The organism is Micromonospora sp. WMMA1996, assembly GCF_002573675.1.
Classification (GTDB): Bacteria; Actinomycetota; Actinomycetes; order Mycobacteriales; family Micromonosporaceae; genus Micromonospora; species Micromonospora sediminicola.
The window spans coordinates 1,435,060-1,451,261 of the sequence record NZ_PDHU01000001.1; the positions used below are offsets into that span (position 1 = coordinate 1,435,060).

The window sequence follows — 16,202 nt, forward strand, 5'->3', positions numbered from 1 at the left end:
TCCGGTGCTCACGCTCCGACGCTAGCCTGCGCCGGAGGCCGACCCGGCGGGACCCCGGCCGGATCAGTCCCGCTCGTCGGCGGCGTCGGGGAGGCTGGGCGCGTCGGTGGGGTAGAGGCCGGCCGCGAAGCCGTACACCTGGTCGCCGGCGCGGGGGATCTGGGCGAACTTCCGGGCCAGCGCCTGCACCTCCGCCCAGAACTCGCGGACGTCCTCGATCGGGATGCGGGCGTGCACCAGCGTGCAGCGCAGCTCGTCGGCGGCGTGCGCGGCGGCCGCCTCGGCCGCGGCCTCGGCCAGGCCGTTGATCCGGGCGACGACCTGCTTGTCCTCGGGGCGGTGGAGAGCGCCCACGTAGAACGTGCGGGCGACCCGGCCGTAGAAGCGTTCCTCGATGGCCCGGACCCGCCGGGTGCGCACCACGCGCAGCAGTCCCGCGTCGACCAGCTGGTTCACGTGGTAGGCCACGCTGCTCTTGGGCCGGTCCACGGCACGGGCCATCTCGTTCACCGTGGCCGCGCGTTCCAGCAACAGCTCCAGGAGGGTGCCGCGCAGGGGGTCGGCGAGCGCGCGCAACTGCTCGGGGGCGGTGACCACGAGCAGGTCGTCGAGGTCGTAGTCCGGGATCCGCTGATTGACCGACATTTCTCGACCGTTCTAAGATTCTGGTTCGTTCGATGATTCTGGTCCGACAGTCAGGAGTCTAGGGATGGCCGAGATCCTCCTCTTCCACCACCTGCGGGGGCTCACCGATGGCGTCCGCGCCCTCGCCGACTCGCTCGGCGCCGCCGGGCACACCGTGCACGTCCCCGACCTCTTCGACGGCGAGCGGCCGGCCAGCCTTGAGGACGGCTCGGCGCTGATCAAGCGGATCGGCGGCGACGTCCTCGACCAGCGGGCCGACCGGATCGCCGCCGACCTGCGCCCCGACCTGGTCTACGCGGGCGTCTCCTGGGGTGCCGCCATCGCCCAGCGGCTCGCCCAGACGCGGCCCGGCGCACGGGCCGCCCTGCTCTACGAGGCCTGCCTGCCGGTGACCGGCGAGTGGGCGATCGGCCCCTGGCCCGACGGCGTGGCCGTGCAGGTGCACGGCATGGAGCAGGACCCGTTCTTCGGCCTGGAGGGTGACGTCGACGCCGCTCGGGAGCTGGTGTCGATCGTCGGCCCCGAGCGCGGCGAGTTGTTCGTCTACCCGGGCGATCGGCACCTGTTCACCGACCGCTCCCTCCCGTCGTACGACGCCGACGCGACCGCGCAGGTGGTGAGCCGCAGCCGCGACCTCCTCGCCCGACTCGGTTGACGATTCACCCGGCGTCCCGCAGCCGCGCCACCGCGGCGGCGTACTCGGCGTCGGTGAGCGCACCCCGCTGGTGTTGGCGGGCCAGCACGTGGAGGTCCCGGCGCTGGTCGGCGCTCAGCGTGGGTGAACCGGCCGCCCCGGCCGGCGGGGACGGCGGTCCGGCCGGCGGGGACGGCGGTCCGGCCGGCGGGGACGGCGGTCCGGCCGGCGGGGACGGCCGCCCGAGCGGCGGGGACGGTGGCCCCGCCGCTCGGGCGGCCCGGTGGTGCGCCCGCAGGGTGGTGAGGATCTCGTCGTAGTGCTCCGGCCAGGTCGCCAGCCGGCCCAACTCGGGGTTGAGCGAGAACAGCCGGAAGTGGCCGCGCTGCAACGGCGTCTGCACCGGCTCGCCGTCGACCCGGTCGATGACGATCGCCAGCCGACCCATGTCCAGCCCCGCCATCGAGCCCGTGCCGCTGCGGATCTCCGCCACCGACTCCCACGGCACCGTCGTCGTGCGGAACATCGCACGGGAGCGCACGCCGACGTCGCTCACGTAGACGCCCAGCATCGCCTGCCGGACCCCCACCACGAGGCCGAGCGCGAGCCAGGCCGCACCGAACACGGCCACCGGCGCCGGGACCACTCCGTACAGGCCGCCGACCACGAGGAAAGCCCCGACGCCGGCCGTCAGCAGCACGCCGAGAAGCGCGCCGGCGGTCTCCAGGTCCAGTGAGTACGGTCGCTGCCACCGGGTCATGCCGTTAGGGTGACCGGCCGTGTCCAGTGCTACTTGTACTGCGCGATCTGGATCAGGTTGCCGCAGGTGTCGTCGAACACGGCGGTGGCCACCGGACCCATGTCGACGGGCTCCTGCGTGAACAACACACCGAGCCCGCGCAACCGGTCGTGCTCGGCGGCGACGTCGTCCACCGCGAACTGCGTGAGCGGGATGCCGTCGCCGGCCAGCGCCTCCTTGAACGCCTTGGCGGCCGGGTGCGCATCGGGCTCCAGCAGCAGCTCGACGCCGTCCGGGGCCTCGGGCGAGACGACCGTCAGCCAGCGGTGCTCCCCGGTCGGCACGTCGGTCTTCTTCACGAAGCCGAGCACGTCGGTGTAGAAGCGCAGCGCCTTCTCCTGGTCGTCGACGTACACGCTCGTCAGGTTGATCCTCATGGGGTCTCCTCGGTGGGTTCGGACCTGAGCCATCGCTCGGTGATGGACCGCAGCGGGCGGGTGTCGAGGTGGTGGAACTTGTAGCGCCCCTGCCGCCGCGTGACGATCAGGCCGGCGGCCTCCAGGACGTCGAGGTGCTGCGAGATCGCCTGCCGGGACGAGCCGACCTGGTGCCGCGTCGCCAACCGGCCGCAGATCTCGAACAGGGTCTGACCGTCGCGCTCGGTCAGCTCGTCGAGGATCAGGCGGCGGGTGCGATCGGCCAGCGCCTGGAAGAGATCGCCCACGTCCACCACAATAGGCAAGTCGCCGCTTGCATACAACGAGGGCGCACATGATCGTTCCGATGATCGACCTCCCTGCGGCCAGGCCGACCACCCTTGGCCGCGGCTACGCGGGGAAATGCCTCCAGTGCCCCTCGGAAACGACCTCGACCGTGCCGTCGGCCACCTTGATCGCCGTCTGGTCGTCGATGGCGTACGCCGACCCCCCGATCTCGGCCGCCCACTTCTCCGCACCAGCCATGGTGTTGTCCGGCTCAAGACCCAGATGGGGGAAGATCGAGAAGTCGACGACCCCCAGCGTGCGGTCGTCGGGCGCTGCCTGCCACGCGACGAAGTCCGCGCCGACCCGGGGGGTCAGCACCATGCTCCCCGCACTCAACCCCACCCAGACGGTGTCCCGCAGCGACGGCAGGAGATCGGCCAGCCCGGACTGCCGCATCCAGTGGCACAGGTACGTCGCATCACCGCCGCCCACGAGCATGACATCGGCCTCCCGAACCCAGGAGACCCACCGCTCGTCGCCGATGCTCGGCAGTGCTGTCAGCTCGAGGACGCCCAGCGACTTCCAGCCCAGGTCGCACATGGGCAGCGGCGTCTGCCCGGTGATGAAGCGCCAGGCCGAGGCCGGCCCGCCCATGGGATACGTCGCCGTGGGGATGCAGAGGGCACTGGAGTCGGCGATCGGCTTGCCCAGCAGGTCGACCAGCGCATCGCGGATGCTCGGGTTCATGACGCCCGCGGACGTGAGAAGAAGTTTCACGCTTGCCTCCTGTACGTAGCGGCCATGACCCTCTCCGCGAGAGCTGGGATCAGGCGCTCTCGCCACTACAGACCAGACACCGCAACGAAACTCATCGCCGTTGCGAACCCGAAGCCCTCCGCACGCACATCGGCATGGCTAGGGCGTTCGTCGGCGGCTCCTGCCACTCCTGGCCCCCTGGGACCTGTCGCGCACCACCTGGCTTCGGGAACTGGGCATGCGAGCACGACTCCTGGATCTGAAGGAAAATCAGAAGAGGCGCTCGCGTGCCAGCTTGTCCACGACGCGTTTTGCGCCTAACTGCCACCGCATCGTCAATGGGAATGCCAGGGGTTGACTCACATTGATGCAGGCCGACTCGGGAAAGTCGACACTACCGACGTTCCCGTCCGCTTGTACGGAGGAGTACGCGCGGCCACGAAATTTGCGCGCCCATCCAGTTGGGGTTTAGACGTAGGGCGACGTGCCGAGGCGTACACCGTTGGCAGACCCCACAGAGTTCACCGAGATGACCTTGCTGAGGGTGATGGTGCGTCCGAAGCACACTGTCCACCCGTTCGCCGCCAGCGCCTTGGTGGCGCATTGCCACGCCCCCTGGTTGCCACCGTTGGAGGTGAACAGGTCCGCGTACGTGTGCACCGAATAGGCGGTGGATCGGTTGTTGCGGACGATCACTGCGGACTGGGTGCCCGTGTTGTTCGCCGCCCTGATCGCGCAGACCTGGGCGAGCACATCGGTGGCGAGCGTCTGGCTGCCGGCGCAGCCCCAGGTGCTGGAGCTGGAGGTAATCGGGTTTGTGTTGCCGTAAGCAACCCAGGTGCCGCTCTCCGCCGCCGCGGCGGGGCCGGCGGTTGCCAGACTCAGCCCGAAAACTGCAGTCACGACCGCTGTCGATCCTGCAACCATCCGCGCAACTCGCATATCGATCCCTTCTGGACCTTGGTAGGAGGGGAACCGCAGCCTAACGAAATCGCTTCGAGGCCGCTGCCCCGCTGCAACCTGCCGTCACGTTCTGCTCCTCATCACCGGCCGAGTTCCGCCCGGACGCGCACCCCGCACCCAGGGCGGCAGGTCGACGGACCAGAAACGCAGCTCTCACCGCCAAGAATGATCGTCGCCCGCGAGAAGGTTCGGGCCATCCCACCAGACATCGCATATCTGCTCCACGACCGGTGCCCGGTCGTCACCTTCGTGCTCGGTGGCAGTCGGTCCGACCGCCTCCAGTTTCGACCAGGGTCGCTCGAGACTTGTCATCTCGGTGTGGAAGTAGGATGTTCGACCTGCCAGGTACGGCGCTGTTCGTCCGCTAGACGGTCCGGCGCCCGGACCGCAGGTTGGAGTTCGTGCCGAAGACGCACCGGTCGAGCCGGCTCTGCCGCTGTCCGCGCTGGCGGTCCGCGGTTGGAGCCTCGGCGGGCCTGGAAGGCCAGGGAACGGCTTGCAGCGGGAGAGCTGTGGTCGGCTTCGGGTGGGTCCGCGCCAGCACGTCGGCACCCCGGTGGAGCCCTGGAACGCCAGTCGGTGCTTCAAGCAGTTGCGGGCCATGGCTGCTTGGACTGGCTGCACCCGCAGGACCTCCGGCACGCGTTCGCCACGTTCCTGCTCGACCAGGGCGAGGAGCTGCGCACGGTGATGGAGCTGCTCGGGCACCCACGATCACGGCCGACACCTATGGGGCACGTCCTGCCGGCGCGGGCTCGTCAGGCTGCTGCCTCGGCCATCGACCGAGTGCTCGGCGAGGAAGGGACGACGTGACCGCTTGGCTGTACTCGGACCCGAGATCAACCGGTGTTTGTGTTGGTGGAGCCCAGGGGACTCGAACCCCTAACCCCTGCCTTGCAAAGGCAGTGCTCTGCCAGTTGAGCTAGGGCCCCGTGTCGGGCGGCAACCGCCCGGTGTCAGCTCAGCGCAGGTCGGGCGCGGTGGTGGCCTCGTGCCACAGGGCGCGCTCGTCGTTCGAGGCCTTGACCTTCTTGGCCACGACGGCGGCCACACCGACGATGCCGGCCAGGATCAGCAGCTTCTTGAACATGGGCTTGACCCCTCGCGCTCGACGACCGTCGGACGGTGTGCGGTGGGGCTAGCTGGAATCGAACCAGCGACCTCAGAGTTATCAGCTCTGCGCTCTAACCGACTGAGCTATAGCCCCGCGTAGCGACGAGCAAGGTTAACCCATCGCCTTCTGCGCCCCCAAATCGGGGGTCCCATGACGGAACCTACCCGGAGACACGACGCCGGGGCGACCGCTTTACGCGGCGGCGCCCCGGCGTCGTCCGGTTCAGTCCCGCTCGGCGAGCGTCAGCTCGATCCCGCCGACCAGGTCGGCGCAGACGTTGTAGACGAACGCGCTCAGCGTGGCCAGCGCGGTGAACAGCACGACGTTGACCAGGCCGATCAGCGCGGAGGTCAGGATCACGCCCTTGGCGGTGATCCGGAACCCGCCCCCGCCGCCCGAGCCGCCGCCGGCATTGACCAGGTCGGTGAGGCTGTCGTTGACGCTCTTGAACACGCCCATCGCGTCGAGCGCGAGGTAGAGCACCGAGGTCGCCACGACCACGACGATGAAGAGCACGACCGAGACCGCGAACGCGAACTTCATCACGGACCAGGGGTCGATCCGCTTGAGGTTCAGCCGGGCCCGGCGCGGCCCGCGCGACGCGGCCGAACTGACCGAGGTACGCGCGGCGCGTACCGCCTCACCGACACGCGCGGCGCCGACGGCCGCCGCGCCGCTGATCCCCGGCGGCAGGCCACCGCCGTTGGCGGGGCGGCCCCCCTGGGGCTGCTGGGCCTGGGCGCCGCCGGCGGGGCGGGCACCGTCGGGCGCCGTCTTGGGCGCGGTGCCCAGACCGGCGCCGATGCGCGGCTGGGTGCCGGTCGTCCCGGGGGACGGCCGGGCGGCCGCCGTCGGCGTGGTCGGCGGTGTGCTCGTGGCGGGCTTCGCCGCGGCCGGGGCGGCCAGGCCGTCGGCCGAGGTGGGCGCGTCGACCTTGGTCTCGGTGGCGTCGCGTGTCCCCGAGTCCTCGGCGGGCTTGTCGGGAGGCGGGGCCATGCCGGGGGCCCGGGTGAACTTCGGGGCAGGCGCGTCGGCGGGGACCGTGGCCCGACCCACGGCCGCGCGGCCGGTCGCTGGTGTACCGCCCTGCGCGGCCTCCTCGTCGACCGGGGTGGCCGAGGTCCCCTTGTTCCCCGACTTCGCCTGTGTCTCCGTCATCAACTAGTCCTGTTCGTCAGGCTCGTCGGCATTGCGAGCAATCGCCACGATAGTCACGCCGTCCGGGAGGTCCATCAGCTTGACCCCCATTGTGTTCCGGTCACGCGTACGGCGTACAGGCTTCACCGGAGTCCGGATGACGCCGCCGTTGCTGGTGATGGCGAACAGCTCGTCCTCCGGATCGATCACGACTGCGCCGACCAGACCACCGCGTCGCTCGGTGATCTTCGCAGTCAGCACGCCCTTACCTCCCCGGCCCTGGACCGGGTATTCCTCGATCGGGGTACGTTTCGCGTAGCCCCCGTTCGTCGCGACCAGAACGTCCAGACCCTCCCGGACCACCTCGACGGCGAGCAACTCGTCCTCGCCGCTGAAGCGCATGCCGATCACGCCGGAGGTGGCCCGGCCCATCGGACGCAGCGCCTCGTCGGTGGCGTTGAAGCGGATCGCCTGCGCGTTCTTCGACACGAGCAGCAGGTCGTCCTCCGGAGCCACCAGGACCGCACCGACCAGCTCGTCCTCATCGCGCAGGTTGACCGCGATGATGCCGCCGGAACGGTTGGAGTCGAACTCCTCGAGCCGCGTCTTCTTCACCAGGCCGTTTCTCGTGGCCAGTACCAGGTAGGGCGCCACCTGGTAGTTCGGGATTTCGATGATCTGCGCGATCTGCTCGTCCGGTTGGAACGCGAGCAGGTTGGCCACGTGCTGGCCCTTGGCCACCCTACTGGCCTCGGGAAGCTCGTACGCCTTCGCCCGGTAGACCCGACCCTTGTTCGTGAAGAACAGGATCCAGTCGTGGGTAGAGCATACGAAGAAGTGGCTCACAATGTCGTCCTGCCGGAGCGTCGCCCCGCTGACGCCCTTGCCCCCACGCCGCTGCGACCGGTAGAGGTCGACCTTCGTCCGCTTGGCGTACCCGGTGCGCGTGATCGTCACGACCACGTCCTCGCGGGCGATGAGGTCCTCCATCGAGACCTCACCGTCGAACGGCACGATCTTGGTGCGGCGCTCGTCGCCCCACTTGGCGATGATCTCGCCCAGTTCCTCCGAGACGATCCGCCGCTGCCGCTCGGGCTTGGCCAGGATGTCCTTGAGGTCGGCGATCTCCAGCTCGAGCTTGGCCAGGTCGTCCAGGATGCGCTGCCGCTCCAGGGCGGCCAGGCGACGCAGCTGCATGTCCAGGATCGCGGTCGCCTGGACCTCGTCGATGTCCAGCAGCCGGATCAGCCCCTGCCGGGCGTCCTCCACCGTGGGCGAGCGCCGGATCAGGGCGATCACCTCGTCCAGCGCGTCCAACGCCTTGGACAGGCCGCGCAGGATGTGCGCGCGCTCCTCCGCCTTGCGCAGCCGGAACGCGGTCCGCCGGCGGATCACCTCGATCTGGTGCTCGACGTAGTAGCGGATGAACTGGGCCAGGTTGAGCGTGCGCGGCACGCCGTCGACCAGCGCCAGCATGTTGGCGCCGAACGTCTCCTGGAGCTGGGTGTGCTTGTAGAGGTTGTTCAGCACCACCTTGGCGACCGCGTCGCGCTTGAGCACGAGCACGATCCGCATGCCGGTACGCCCGGAGGACTCGTCCCGGATGTCGGCGATGCCGGCGAGCTTGCCCTCCTTGATCAGCTCGGCGATGCGTTCGGCGAGGTTGTCCGGGTTGACCTGGTAGGGCAGCTCGCTGACCACCAGCGCCGGCCGCCCCCGCTTGTCCTCCTCCACCTCGACCACCGCGCGCATCCGGATCGAGCCACGCCCGGTCCGGTACGCGTCCTGGATGCCCGCCTGGCCGACGATCAGGCCGTGGGTCGGGAAGTCCGGGCCCTTGACGATCTCCAGCAGGGCTTCCAGCGTGGTCGCCTCGTCGGCCTCCGGGTGCTCCAGGCACCACTGCACGGCCGCGCCGATCTCACGCAGGTTGTGCGGCGGGATCTTGGTGGCCATGCCGACCGCGATGCCCTCGGATCCGTTGATCAGCAGGTTCGGGATCCGCGACGGCAGGATGGTGGGCTCCTTGGCCCGGCCGTCGTAGTTGTCCTGCAGGTCGACGGTGTCCTCGTCGATGTCCCGCAGCATCTCCATGGCGAGCGGGTCGAGCTTGCACTCCGTGTTGTGGCTGACGAAGCCGTCGGAGACGAACGAGTGGTCGTCGGTGTCGACCCGGATGCTGTAAACCGGCCGAACCCCCGCGTCGGTGACGTCGGTCACCTCGGCGTAGTAGAACCGACCGTCGACCAACGGCTCGACCACGTCGAGGATCCCCGGCTCGGTGATCCGGGCGGCGATCTCGTCGCGGTCTCGCTCCCAGCGCTCGATCCGGTCGACGTTGTGCCGGCGCAGCCAGTCACGCTCGGTCCAGCGGCTCGCGCCGTGCTCACGGACGAAGTCACCGACGAACGGCACGTGGTCGCCGGACAGCGCGGTGCTGCTCGCCGGCACCTGGGCCAGCTCGGACTCCAGCTTGGCCTGCTTGCGGCCGAGGAAGCCGACGTGAGCGGCGAAGATCCGGGCGTCCCGCCGGTTGGTGACGACGACCTTGATCTCACCGTTTTCGTACCGGCACTGGCGGCTGACGACGCCGAACTCCAGCAGGAGCTGCTGCACCTCGCGGGCCAGACGCTCACTGCGGGTCGAGTACGAGACCTGGATGGTGTGGCGCGGCAGCAGCGAGGACGAGCCGTCGCCCTCGAACAGCGCCTGGAGGAAGGCCCGCTTGACCGCGGCCGGTCCGCGCCAGACGAACTCCGGCACGAACTTGGCGGCACTCCGCGCGCCGACCATCTCGCCGAGGACACTCGCCCGGAGTGCGGAGAGGTCCTGTACGTCGAGTTCGTGCAGCGTGCTACCGGAGGCGATGACGCGCTCGGCGACGTAGCGGGGGCCGCCGACCGCGAGGTCGTAGGCCGTCAGGACGCGGACGAAGAAGTCCCGGTCGACGTTGTTGAAACCGGCCCGGCGCTCCGACACCCAGCCCTCGGACACGAACGCGCCGGCCAGGACGGCCGCCTCGACGTGCTCCAGCATCGGGTAGCCGATCTCGTCCGGCACGGTGCGCTGCAGGACCACCCGGTCGCCCGGGGCGATCTCGGCGAGCAGCTTCCACAGCAGGGTCGGCACGCCGGCCACGTTCACCAGGCAGAGCACCGGGTGGTTGTGGGTGCCGGTCAGCTCGTACCCCTCGCGGGTGCGCAGCCGCAGCGTCGGGTGCTCGCCGGAGTGGAAGAACCTGCTGGCGCGGACCAGGTCGCCGTTGCGGTCACGGACCTTCAGCTCGACGTCGGTCTCACTGCTCGGCGCGGCGTCCGGCACGACGTCGCCGATCCGCACCGTGCCGTCGACGGTACGGATCCGGGCATCTGCGGTGAGGCAGTAGCGCATGGCGGCGGCCGGATCGTTGCCCGGCGAGCCGAAGTTGCCGTTGCCGTCGACCAGCGGGTAGCGCAGCGACCACGGCTGTGCCATCCGGACCAGCGCGTCGTAGATGGCCGAGTCACCGTGCGGGTGGAACTGGCCCATCACGTCGCCGACGACCCGGGAGCACTTCACGTAGCCGCGGTCCGGGCGGTAGCCGGAGTCGAACATGGCGTAGAGGATCTTGCGGTGGACCGGCTTGAGCCCGTCCCGGACGTCCGGCAGGGCCCGCCCGACGATGACGCTCATCGCGTAGTCGAGGTACGAGCGCTGCATCTCGACCTCGAGGCCGACCGGCTCGATCCGGTCGTGCTGGACGACCGCGGCCACTGTCTCCGGGGTCTCCGGCTCGTTCGGGGTGGACTCGGGAGTATCGGTCACTGTTAACCCTTATCAGACTCAGAGTCGTGATCTCGCTGTGGATAACGGCTGTGGAAAGCGGCCAGACTGTGGATAACTCTGTGGACCGCCGGGCCGGCCGGTGGATTTCCGGCCGGCCCGGACCGGTCCGTCAGATGTCCAGGAACCGCACGTCCTTGGCGTTGCGCTGGATGAACGAGCGGCGCGCCTCGACGTCCTCACCCATGAGGACGCTGAACAGCTCGTCGGCGGTTGCGGCGTCGTCCAGCGTGACCTGGCGCAGGGTGCGGGTGGCCGGGTTCATCGTGGTCTCCCACAGCTCGGGGTAGTTCATCTCACCGAGACCCTTGAACCGCTGGATGTCGTCCGGCCGGGCGTTGGGCTTCTTCTGCTGCCGCAGCGCGATCAGCCCGTCACGCTCCCGGTCGGAGTACGCGTACTGGGCGTCGTCGCCCTTCTTGTTCCACTTAATCTTGTAGAGCGGCGGGGCGGCCAGGTAGACGTGCCCCAGCTCGACCAGGGGCCGCATGAACCGGAACAGCAGGGTGAGCAGCAGCGTCTGGATGTGCTGGCCGTCGACGTCGGCGTCGGCCATCAGCACGATCTTGTGGTAGCGCAGCTTCTCGATGTCGAAGTCGTCGTGGATGCCGGTGCCCAGCGCGGTGATCAGCGCCTGCACCTCGTTGTTCTTCAGCACCCGGTCGATCCGGGCCTTCTCCACGTTGAGGATCTTGCCGCGGATCGGCAGGATCGCCTGGGTGCGCGGGTCGCGGCCCTGCTTGGCCGAACCACCGGCCGAGTCGCCCTCGACGATGAAGACCTCGGACTCGCGCGGGTCGGTCGACTGGCAGTCGGCCAGCTTGCCCGGCATCGAGCCGGACTCCAGCAGCGACTTGCGGCGGGCGAGCTTGCGCGCCTGCTGGGCGGCGATGCGGGCCCGGGCGGCCTGGGACGCCTTCTGGATGATGGTCTTCGCCTCGGCCGGGTTGCGGTCGAACCAGTCGACCAGCGACTCGTTGCAGACCCGCTGCACGAAGCCCTTGACCGGGGTGTTGCCCAGCTTGGTCTTGGTCTGACCCTCGAACTGCGGGTCGGTGAGCTTGACCGAGATGATCGCGGCCAGGCCCTCGCGGATGTCTTCCCCGGAGAGCCGCTCGTCGCCCTTGAGCAGCTTCTTCTCCGCGCCGTAGCGGTTGACGACGCTGGTCAACGCGGCCCGGAAGCCCTCCTCGTGGGTGCCGCCCTCGTGGGTGTTGATGTTGTTGGCGAAGGTGTAGACCGACTCGCCGTACGACTCGTTCCACTGCATGGCGATCTCGACCGACATGCCCGTCTCCTCGGCGCCGAACTCGACCACCGTCTTGTGGATCGGGTTCTTCGAGGCGTTGAGGTGCCGGACGAAGTCGGCGATGCCGCCGTCGTAGTGGAAGGTGACCTCGCGGAGCTTCCCCTCCTCGTCCTCCGGCACCCGCTCGTCGAGCAGGTGGATGGTGAGGCCGCGGGTGAGGAAGGCCATCTCCTGCAGTCGCCGGTAGATGGTGTGGAAGTCGAAGTCGACCGTCTCGAAGACGTCCGGGTCGGGCCAGAACGACACCGCGGAACCGGTCCGGTCGGTCGGCTCACCCTTCTCCAGCGGCGTCGGCTTGGAGTGGTCGTAGCGCTGGCGCCAGACGAAGTTGTCCTTGTGGATCTCCACGGCCATCTTCGTGGAGAGGGCGTTCACCACCGAGACGCCGACGCCGTGCAGGCCGCCGGAGACCGCGTACGCCTTGCCGTCGAACTTGCCGCCGGCGTGCAGCACGGTCAGCGCGACCTCGACACCCGGCTTCTTCAGCTTGGGGTGCAGGTCGACCGGGAAGCCACGGCCGTTGTCGGTGACCCGGACCCCCCCGTCGCCGAGCAGCACCACGTCGATGGTGTCGCAGTGCCCGGCCAGCGCCTCGTCCACCGCGTTGTCGACGACCTCCCACACCAGGTGGTGCAGACCGCGCTCGCCGGTGGACCCGATGTACATACCGGGCCGCTTCCGGACCGCTTCCAGGCCCTCCAGCACGGTGATGGACTCGGCGCCGTACTTCTTGTTGTCCTCCGCTGCCACCCTCGGCCACTTTCTCGCACCGGCCGCGCGTGGGCGCGGGGCGCGGGTTTCGGCGGACAGGACGCGACGTCGGCGCGCACGGGCCGCCCCCGGGATCGCCAGGTCACGGATCGTGCACACCGGTCGCCGCGGATGCCCGCGGATCGCGATCGGCTCGGACCCGATGCGGGACAATGATCAAGGGCCCTGGGGGCCCGTGTCCGTCGCTCCGTGTCGGGTCTTTCGTCTCGCCCCCAATCTTACTGTGCGGAGCCGACCAAACCGCCACTCGGCACCCTCTCCGAGGCGGCTGAGAATGCCGTAGCCGGACGAACCTCGCTGCCCGCGACTCCCCCTACACGCCACTGGGGCCGTGCCGCGCCATCGGCCGCCGCGACCCGTGGCCGCTCGCCGGCCCGGCCGACGACGGGCGCCGACCGGGGGTCGCGGCGGAACTCGACGTGCCGTACCTTTTGCGGCGCCGCCGTTGCGGTCTTGATCTTTCGCGCCCGAACCGGGGACCATCGCCGGAGATGGTCCGACGACGCTTGGTGAGAGGTGACGCCAGATGGGGCTGGACAACGTCGCGGTGCACTGGCCGCGTACCGGCCGCTTCTACGACCCGGTCGCGCCGGCTGAGTTCGTGGACTTCGGTGAGATCGTGGACATGCCACGGATCTCCGCACCGACCGCCGCGCTCGCCGAGCTGATCGCGAAGACCGGCACGGTGCGGGCAACCGTGTACACGGAGCTGGTCGACCTGATCCTCGGGTTGGAGAATGTGCTCTACGCCACGGAGAACGCCGCCGAGGACGAGGATCCGGTGATCGACCCGGACGGGTGTTCCTGGATCGCCGAGGGCGTGGAGAAGTTCGTCGCCCGACACCGCCCGTACGGCGAGGCGATCACGTTCGAGTCGGTCAGCGAGGTGTTGCGCGCGCTGCTCGGCGACGGTCGGCTCGCCGAGCAGCAGCTCCGCTGGCTGGACAGCCGGCTGGACCGGCTGCGGGACGAGAGCGGCGATCCGCCGCAGTGGAACTTCACCTGCGCCGAGCTGAGCGTGCTGGCCGCGTTCTACCGGCGGTGCGCCGAGCGCGGCTTCGCGGTCTACGCCGACGCCTGACCCGGGTCCCCCGCCCCGCCGGGCCCGGTGGTGGCCCGGTTGGCGGCGGCGATCACCTCGGTGAGGGCGTCGTGCAACTGCCGCAGGTCGGCCAGCGGCAGGCCGAGCCGCTGCACGATGGCCGGCGGGATCCGCTCGGCCTGCGCCCGCAGGGCCCGCCCCTCGGCGGTGAGCGAGACGGCCAGGCTGCGCTCGTCGGAGGCGTCCCGTTCGCGTCGTAGGTAGCCGGCGGCTTCGAGGCGCTTCAGCAGCGGCGACAGCGTGCCCGGGTCGAGCTGGAGCAACCGGCTCAGCTCCCGGCCCGACAGCGGCGCGTGCTGCCAGAGCGCCAGCATGACCAGGTATTGCGGGTGGGTGAGTCCCATCGGTTCGAGCAGCGGGCGGTAGACGGCGACCACACCGCGCGCGGCGACGGACAGGGCGAAGCAGACCTGCTGCTCCAGCGCCAGGGGATCGTCCTCGACCCGGTCGGTCACGTGCGCCCTCCTCGTCGTCGTTGCGATGATACCAACGATTGGTGTACCAATTGTTTGTACGCCAATCGTCTGGGAAGGGTGCCGATGAGCAGCGACGAGCAGGTGGGCGACACCTCCGGCCAGGGCGGACGCCTCCTGGGCTGGGTCTTCCGCAACCTCGCCGGCCCCTCCCAGGTGCAGGGTGCCGTGCAGGGCGGCTCGCGGCTGGCGCGCGAGGCCTGGAAACAGGACCTGGAGCGGCGCAAGCAGTGGAGCCGCGAACAACGGGAACTCAAGCGCGCCCGCCGGGAGGCCCGGCGGGCCGGGGGCGACGGTCAGCCGTAGGTGTCGCGCGGTCCCCGGCCGCGCACCCGGCGCGGCCCCCGCGACCAGGACGGCGCGGCCGGACCGTGGATGTGCAGCTTGCGCACCACGTTGTGGCCGACCTCACGGGCGATCTGCTTGAGCAGCGAGCCGGCCAGCAGGCGCAGCTGGGTGGCCCACGCCGTCGAGCGGGCCTCCACGGTCAGCTCACCGTTCTCCAGCTTCACCGGGCGGCTGTGCTGGGCGACCTCCGGCCCGACCACCTTCTCCCAGGCGCCGAAGACGGTCGCCTCGGCCGCCGGCTGTTGCCAGCCCCGCGCCTTGACCAGCTTGTCCAGCACCGCGCCGAGCGGCTGCGGGTCACGCGGGTCCGGCCCGGCCCCGGAGTAGCCGCGCAGCCGCCGCTCGCCGTCGCCGCGCACCGCGGCACGCCGCCGGGGGGCCGCCGTCTGGCGCCGGGCCTTCGCCGCGTCGAGCACCGCCCGGGCCAGCTCCGGCCCGCTCGCGCCCTCCGGCAGGCCCGCGGCCGGCTCGCCGTCCGCCGACTTCCCGGGGGTACGCGCGTCGCGTCCCGGCCCCAGCCGGGCCGGCGGGAGCCGCACCTCGTCATCCGACACGTCGCACCGTCCCCTCCGCGACCGCGTAGCGGGCGCCGCGCAGCGTCGCCGGCACGTCGTCGTCCACCGCACAGGTCACCAGGAGCTGGCCGGCGCCGCCGACCAGCTCGGCCAGCCGTTCCCGCCTGCCGGCGTCCAGCTCGGCGAAGACGTCGTCCAGCACCAGCACCGGCTCGATCCCGTCGGCCCGCAGCAGGTCGTAGCCGGCCAGCCGCAGCGCCAGCGCGTACGACCAGGACTCGCCGTGGCTGGCGTACCCCTTGGCCGGCAGCGGGCCCAGCGTGAGGGCCAGGTCGTCGCGGTGCGGCCCGACCAGCGTGGTGCCGCGCTCGATCTCGGCGGACCGGTTCGCGGCGAGCGCGGCGGTGAGCGCCTCGACCAGCGCCGCCCGGTCGGCCGCCGGCTCGGGCAGCTCGACCGACGGCCGGTACGCGATGCCGGCCGCGCCCCGGCCGGCGGCCACCGCGTCGTACGCCTTCGCCACGTGCGGGGTGAGCGCGGCGACCAGCTCCAGCCGGCCAGCGAGCAGGTCGGCCCCGTGCTGCGCCAGGTGGGCGTCCCACACGGTGAGGGTGGACAGGTCACCGCCGCGCGTACCGCCGGTCTTGCGGGCCAGGTACGACGTCCGCAGCAGCGCGTTGCGCTGCTTGACCACCCGCTCGTAGTCGGCGCGGACGCCGGCGTAGCGGGGCTGGCGGGTGACGAGCAGGTCGTCCAGGTAGCGGCGGCGTTCGGCCGGATCGCCGCGGACCAGCTCCAGGTCCTCCGGCGCGAAGAGCACCAGGCGCAGCGCGCCCAGCACGTCCCGGGCGCGCCGGGCCGGGGACCGGCCGAGCCGGGCCCGGTTGGCCTTGCCCGGGACGATCTCCAGCTCGACCAGCAGCTCCCGGCCGTCGTGCACCACCGCGCAGCGGATCACCGCCGAGGTGGCGCCCATCCGCACCAGCGGGGCGTCCGTGGCGACCCGGTGCGAGTCCAGGGTCGCCACGTAGCCCAGCGCTTCGACCAGGTTGGTCTTGCCGACGCCGTTGGCGCCGACGAGCACGTTCGGACCCGGCTCAAGGTCGACGCCGACCCGCTCGTAGGAGCGGAAGTCGACCAGTTCGAGCCGGCGGACGTACACAGGCTGTG

General features: G+C 70.5%; 17 protein-coding genes and 2 tRNA genes. 4 read left to right on the plus strand and 15 right to left on the minus strand.

Annotation, left to right across the window (positions count from 1 at the left end):
- Nucleotides 1–63 precede the first annotated feature (63 nt).
- The gene (locus COO58_RS07040; RefSeq protein WP_091567576.1) at nucleotides 64–645 is read right to left on the minus strand and encodes a helix-turn-helix domain-containing protein; all 582 of its coding nucleotides are present in this window, start codon (nucleotides 643–645) and stop codon (nucleotides 64–66) included.
- A gap of 64 nt (nucleotides 646–709) precedes the next feature.
- Between COO58_RS07040 and COO58_RS07045 the strand changes: the two genes are divergently transcribed.
- Complete coding sequence (locus tag COO58_RS07045; RefSeq protein ID WP_091567578.1) at nucleotides 710–1,300, plus strand: dienelactone hydrolase family protein; 591 nt, start codon at nucleotides 710–712, stop codon at nucleotides 1,298–1,300.
- A gap of 4 nt (nucleotides 1,301–1,304) precedes the next feature.
- Here COO58_RS07045 and COO58_RS07050 read toward each other — a convergent pair whose 3' ends face one another.
- The 5 genes from COO58_RS07050 to COO58_RS07070 form a co-directional block, all read right to left on the minus strand.
- Nucleotides 1,305–2,039 (minus strand): PH domain-containing protein, encoded by a 735-nt coding sequence (locus COO58_RS07050; protein WP_098744245.1) that lies wholly within the window; start codon nucleotides 2,037–2,039, stop codon nucleotides 1,305–1,307.
- 29 nt (nucleotides 2,040–2,068) lie between these two features.
- Nucleotides 2,069–2,455, minus strand: a complete 387-nt coding sequence (locus tag COO58_RS07055; protein ID WP_098744247.1) for a VOC family protein — start codon at nucleotides 2,453–2,455, stop codon at nucleotides 2,069–2,071.
- On the minus strand, nucleotides 2,452–2,754 hold the full coding sequence (locus COO58_RS07060; protein WP_176558860.1) for a helix-turn-helix transcriptional regulator: 303 nt from the start codon (nucleotides 2,752–2,754) through the stop codon (nucleotides 2,452–2,454). Before COO58_RS07060 ends, COO58_RS07055 begins: the two co-directional genes overlap by 4 nt.
- Before the next feature lie 91 nt (nucleotides 2,755–2,845).
- Nucleotides 2,846–3,499, minus strand: a complete 654-nt coding sequence (locus COO58_RS07065; RefSeq protein WP_091567587.1) for a Type 1 glutamine amidotransferase-like domain-containing protein — start codon at nucleotides 3,497–3,499, stop codon at nucleotides 2,846–2,848.
- Nucleotides 3,500–3,946: 447 nt separating this feature from the next.
- Nucleotides 3,947–4,381, minus strand: a complete 435-nt coding sequence (locus COO58_RS07070; RefSeq protein ID WP_218012338.1) for a hypothetical protein — start codon at nucleotides 4,379–4,381, stop codon at nucleotides 3,947–3,949.
- A gap of 669 nt (nucleotides 4,382–5,050) precedes the next feature.
- On the opposite strand from COO58_RS07070, the gene COO58_RS30130 reads away from it, so the two are divergent.
- Entirely contained in the window at nucleotides 5,051–5,254 is a 204-nt protein-coding gene (locus tag COO58_RS30130; RefSeq protein WP_176558761.1) for a tyrosine-type recombinase/integrase, read from the plus strand.
- Between the two features lie 43 nt (nucleotides 5,255–5,297).
- Here the strand turns inward: COO58_RS30130 and COO58_RS07080 are convergent.
- From COO58_RS07080 to gyrB, 6 genes are all read right to left on the minus strand, one after another.
- Nucleotides 5,298–5,373: transfer RNA gene (locus COO58_RS07080), tRNA-Ala, on the minus strand.
- A 29-nt stretch (nucleotides 5,374–5,402) separates the two neighbouring features.
- Nucleotides 5,403–5,531: a DLW-39 family protein gene (locus COO58_RS30450; protein ID WP_013283222.1), complete on the minus strand. Its 129-nt coding sequence runs from the start codon at nucleotides 5,529–5,531 to the stop codon at nucleotides 5,403–5,405.
- 43 nt (nucleotides 5,532–5,574) lie between these two features.
- Nucleotides 5,575–5,648: transfer RNA gene (locus COO58_RS07085), tRNA-Ile, on the minus strand.
- Nucleotides 5,649–5,777: 129 nt separating this feature from the next.
- On the minus strand, nucleotides 5,778–6,713 hold the full coding sequence (locus COO58_RS07090; RefSeq protein WP_091567596.1) for a DUF3566 domain-containing protein: 936 nt from the start codon (nucleotides 6,711–6,713) through the stop codon (nucleotides 5,778–5,780).
- A gap of 3 nt (nucleotides 6,714–6,716) precedes the next feature.
- Entirely contained in the window at nucleotides 6,717–10,496 is a 3,780-nt protein-coding gene (gene gyrA, locus COO58_RS07095) for an intein-containing DNA gyrase subunit A (protein ID WP_098744250.1), read from the minus strand.
- A gap of 130 nt (nucleotides 10,497–10,626) precedes the next feature.
- On the minus strand, nucleotides 10,627–12,573 hold the full coding sequence (gyrB, locus tag COO58_RS07100; protein WP_091567604.1) for a DNA topoisomerase (ATP-hydrolyzing) subunit B: 1,947 nt from the start codon (nucleotides 12,571–12,573) through the stop codon (nucleotides 10,627–10,629).
- Nucleotides 12,574–13,120: 547 nt separating this feature from the next.
- On the opposite strand from gyrB, the gene COO58_RS07105 reads away from it, so the two are divergent.
- Nucleotides 13,121–13,675, plus strand: coding sequence for a hypothetical protein (locus COO58_RS07105; RefSeq protein ID WP_098744252.1), 555 nt, complete (start codon nucleotides 13,121–13,123; stop codon nucleotides 13,673–13,675).
- Here the strand turns inward: COO58_RS07105 and COO58_RS07110 are convergent.
- Nucleotides 13,660–14,151: a MarR family winged helix-turn-helix transcriptional regulator gene (locus COO58_RS07110; protein ID WP_098744253.1), complete on the minus strand. Its 492-nt coding sequence runs from the start codon at nucleotides 14,149–14,151 to the stop codon at nucleotides 13,660–13,662. The genes COO58_RS07105 and COO58_RS07110 overlap by 16 nt on opposite strands.
- Nucleotides 14,152–14,235: 84 nt before the next feature.
- On the opposite strand from COO58_RS07110, the gene COO58_RS07115 reads away from it, so the two are divergent.
- Entirely contained in the window at nucleotides 14,236–14,475 is a 240-nt protein-coding gene (locus COO58_RS07115) for a hypothetical protein (RefSeq protein ID WP_091567615.1), read from the plus strand.
- Here COO58_RS07115 and COO58_RS07120 read toward each other — a convergent pair.
- Both COO58_RS07120 and recF read right to left on the minus strand, forming a co-directional pair.
- Entirely contained in the window at nucleotides 14,466–15,071 is a 606-nt protein-coding gene (locus COO58_RS07120; RefSeq protein ID WP_091567619.1) for a DUF721 domain-containing protein, read from the minus strand. The two genes, COO58_RS07115 and COO58_RS07120, sit on opposite strands and share 10 nt — an antisense overlap.
- Nucleotides 15,061–16,194 (minus strand): DNA replication/repair protein RecF, encoded by a 1,134-nt coding sequence (gene recF / locus COO58_RS07125; RefSeq protein WP_098744255.1) that lies wholly within the window; start codon nucleotides 16,192–16,194, stop codon nucleotides 15,061–15,063. The genes COO58_RS07120 and recF overlap by 11 nt, the downstream gene beginning before the upstream one ends.
- Nucleotides 16,195–16,202: the final 8 nt, after the last annotated feature.

What these genes read in the sequence shown, in the direction of transcription:
- COO58_RS07050 (WP_098744245.1), bottom strand. Translation starts at nt 2,039, where the DNA reads ATGACCCGGTGGCAGCGACCGTACTCACTGGACCTGGAGACCGCCGGC.
- COO58_RS07105 (WP_098744252.1), top strand. Translation starts at nt 13,121, where the DNA reads ATGGGGCTGGACAACGTCGCGGTGCACTGGCCGCGTACCGGCCGCTTC.
- COO58_RS07055 (WP_098744247.1), bottom strand. Translation starts at nt 2,455, where the DNA reads ATGAGGATCAACCTGACGAGCGTGTACGTCGACGACCAGGAGAAGGCG.
- COO58_RS07045 (WP_091567578.1), top strand. Translation starts at nt 710, where the DNA reads ATGGCCGAGATCCTCCTCTTCCACCACCTGCGGGGGCTCACCGATGGC.
- COO58_RS30450 (WP_013283222.1), bottom strand. Translation starts at nt 5,531, where the DNA reads ATGTTCAAGAAGCTGCTGATCCTGGCCGGCATCGTCGGTGTGGCCGCC.
- COO58_RS07115 (WP_091567615.1), top strand. Translation starts at nt 14,236, where the DNA reads ATGAGCAGCGACGAGCAGGTGGGCGACACCTCCGGCCAGGGCGGACGC.
- COO58_RS07040 (WP_091567576.1), bottom strand. Translation starts at nt 645, where the DNA reads ATGTCGGTCAATCAGCGGATCCCGGACTACGACCTCGACGACCTGCTC.
- COO58_RS07090 (WP_091567596.1), bottom strand. Translation starts at nt 6,713, where the DNA reads ATGACGGAGACACAGGCGAAGTCGGGGAACAAGGGGACCTCGGCCACC.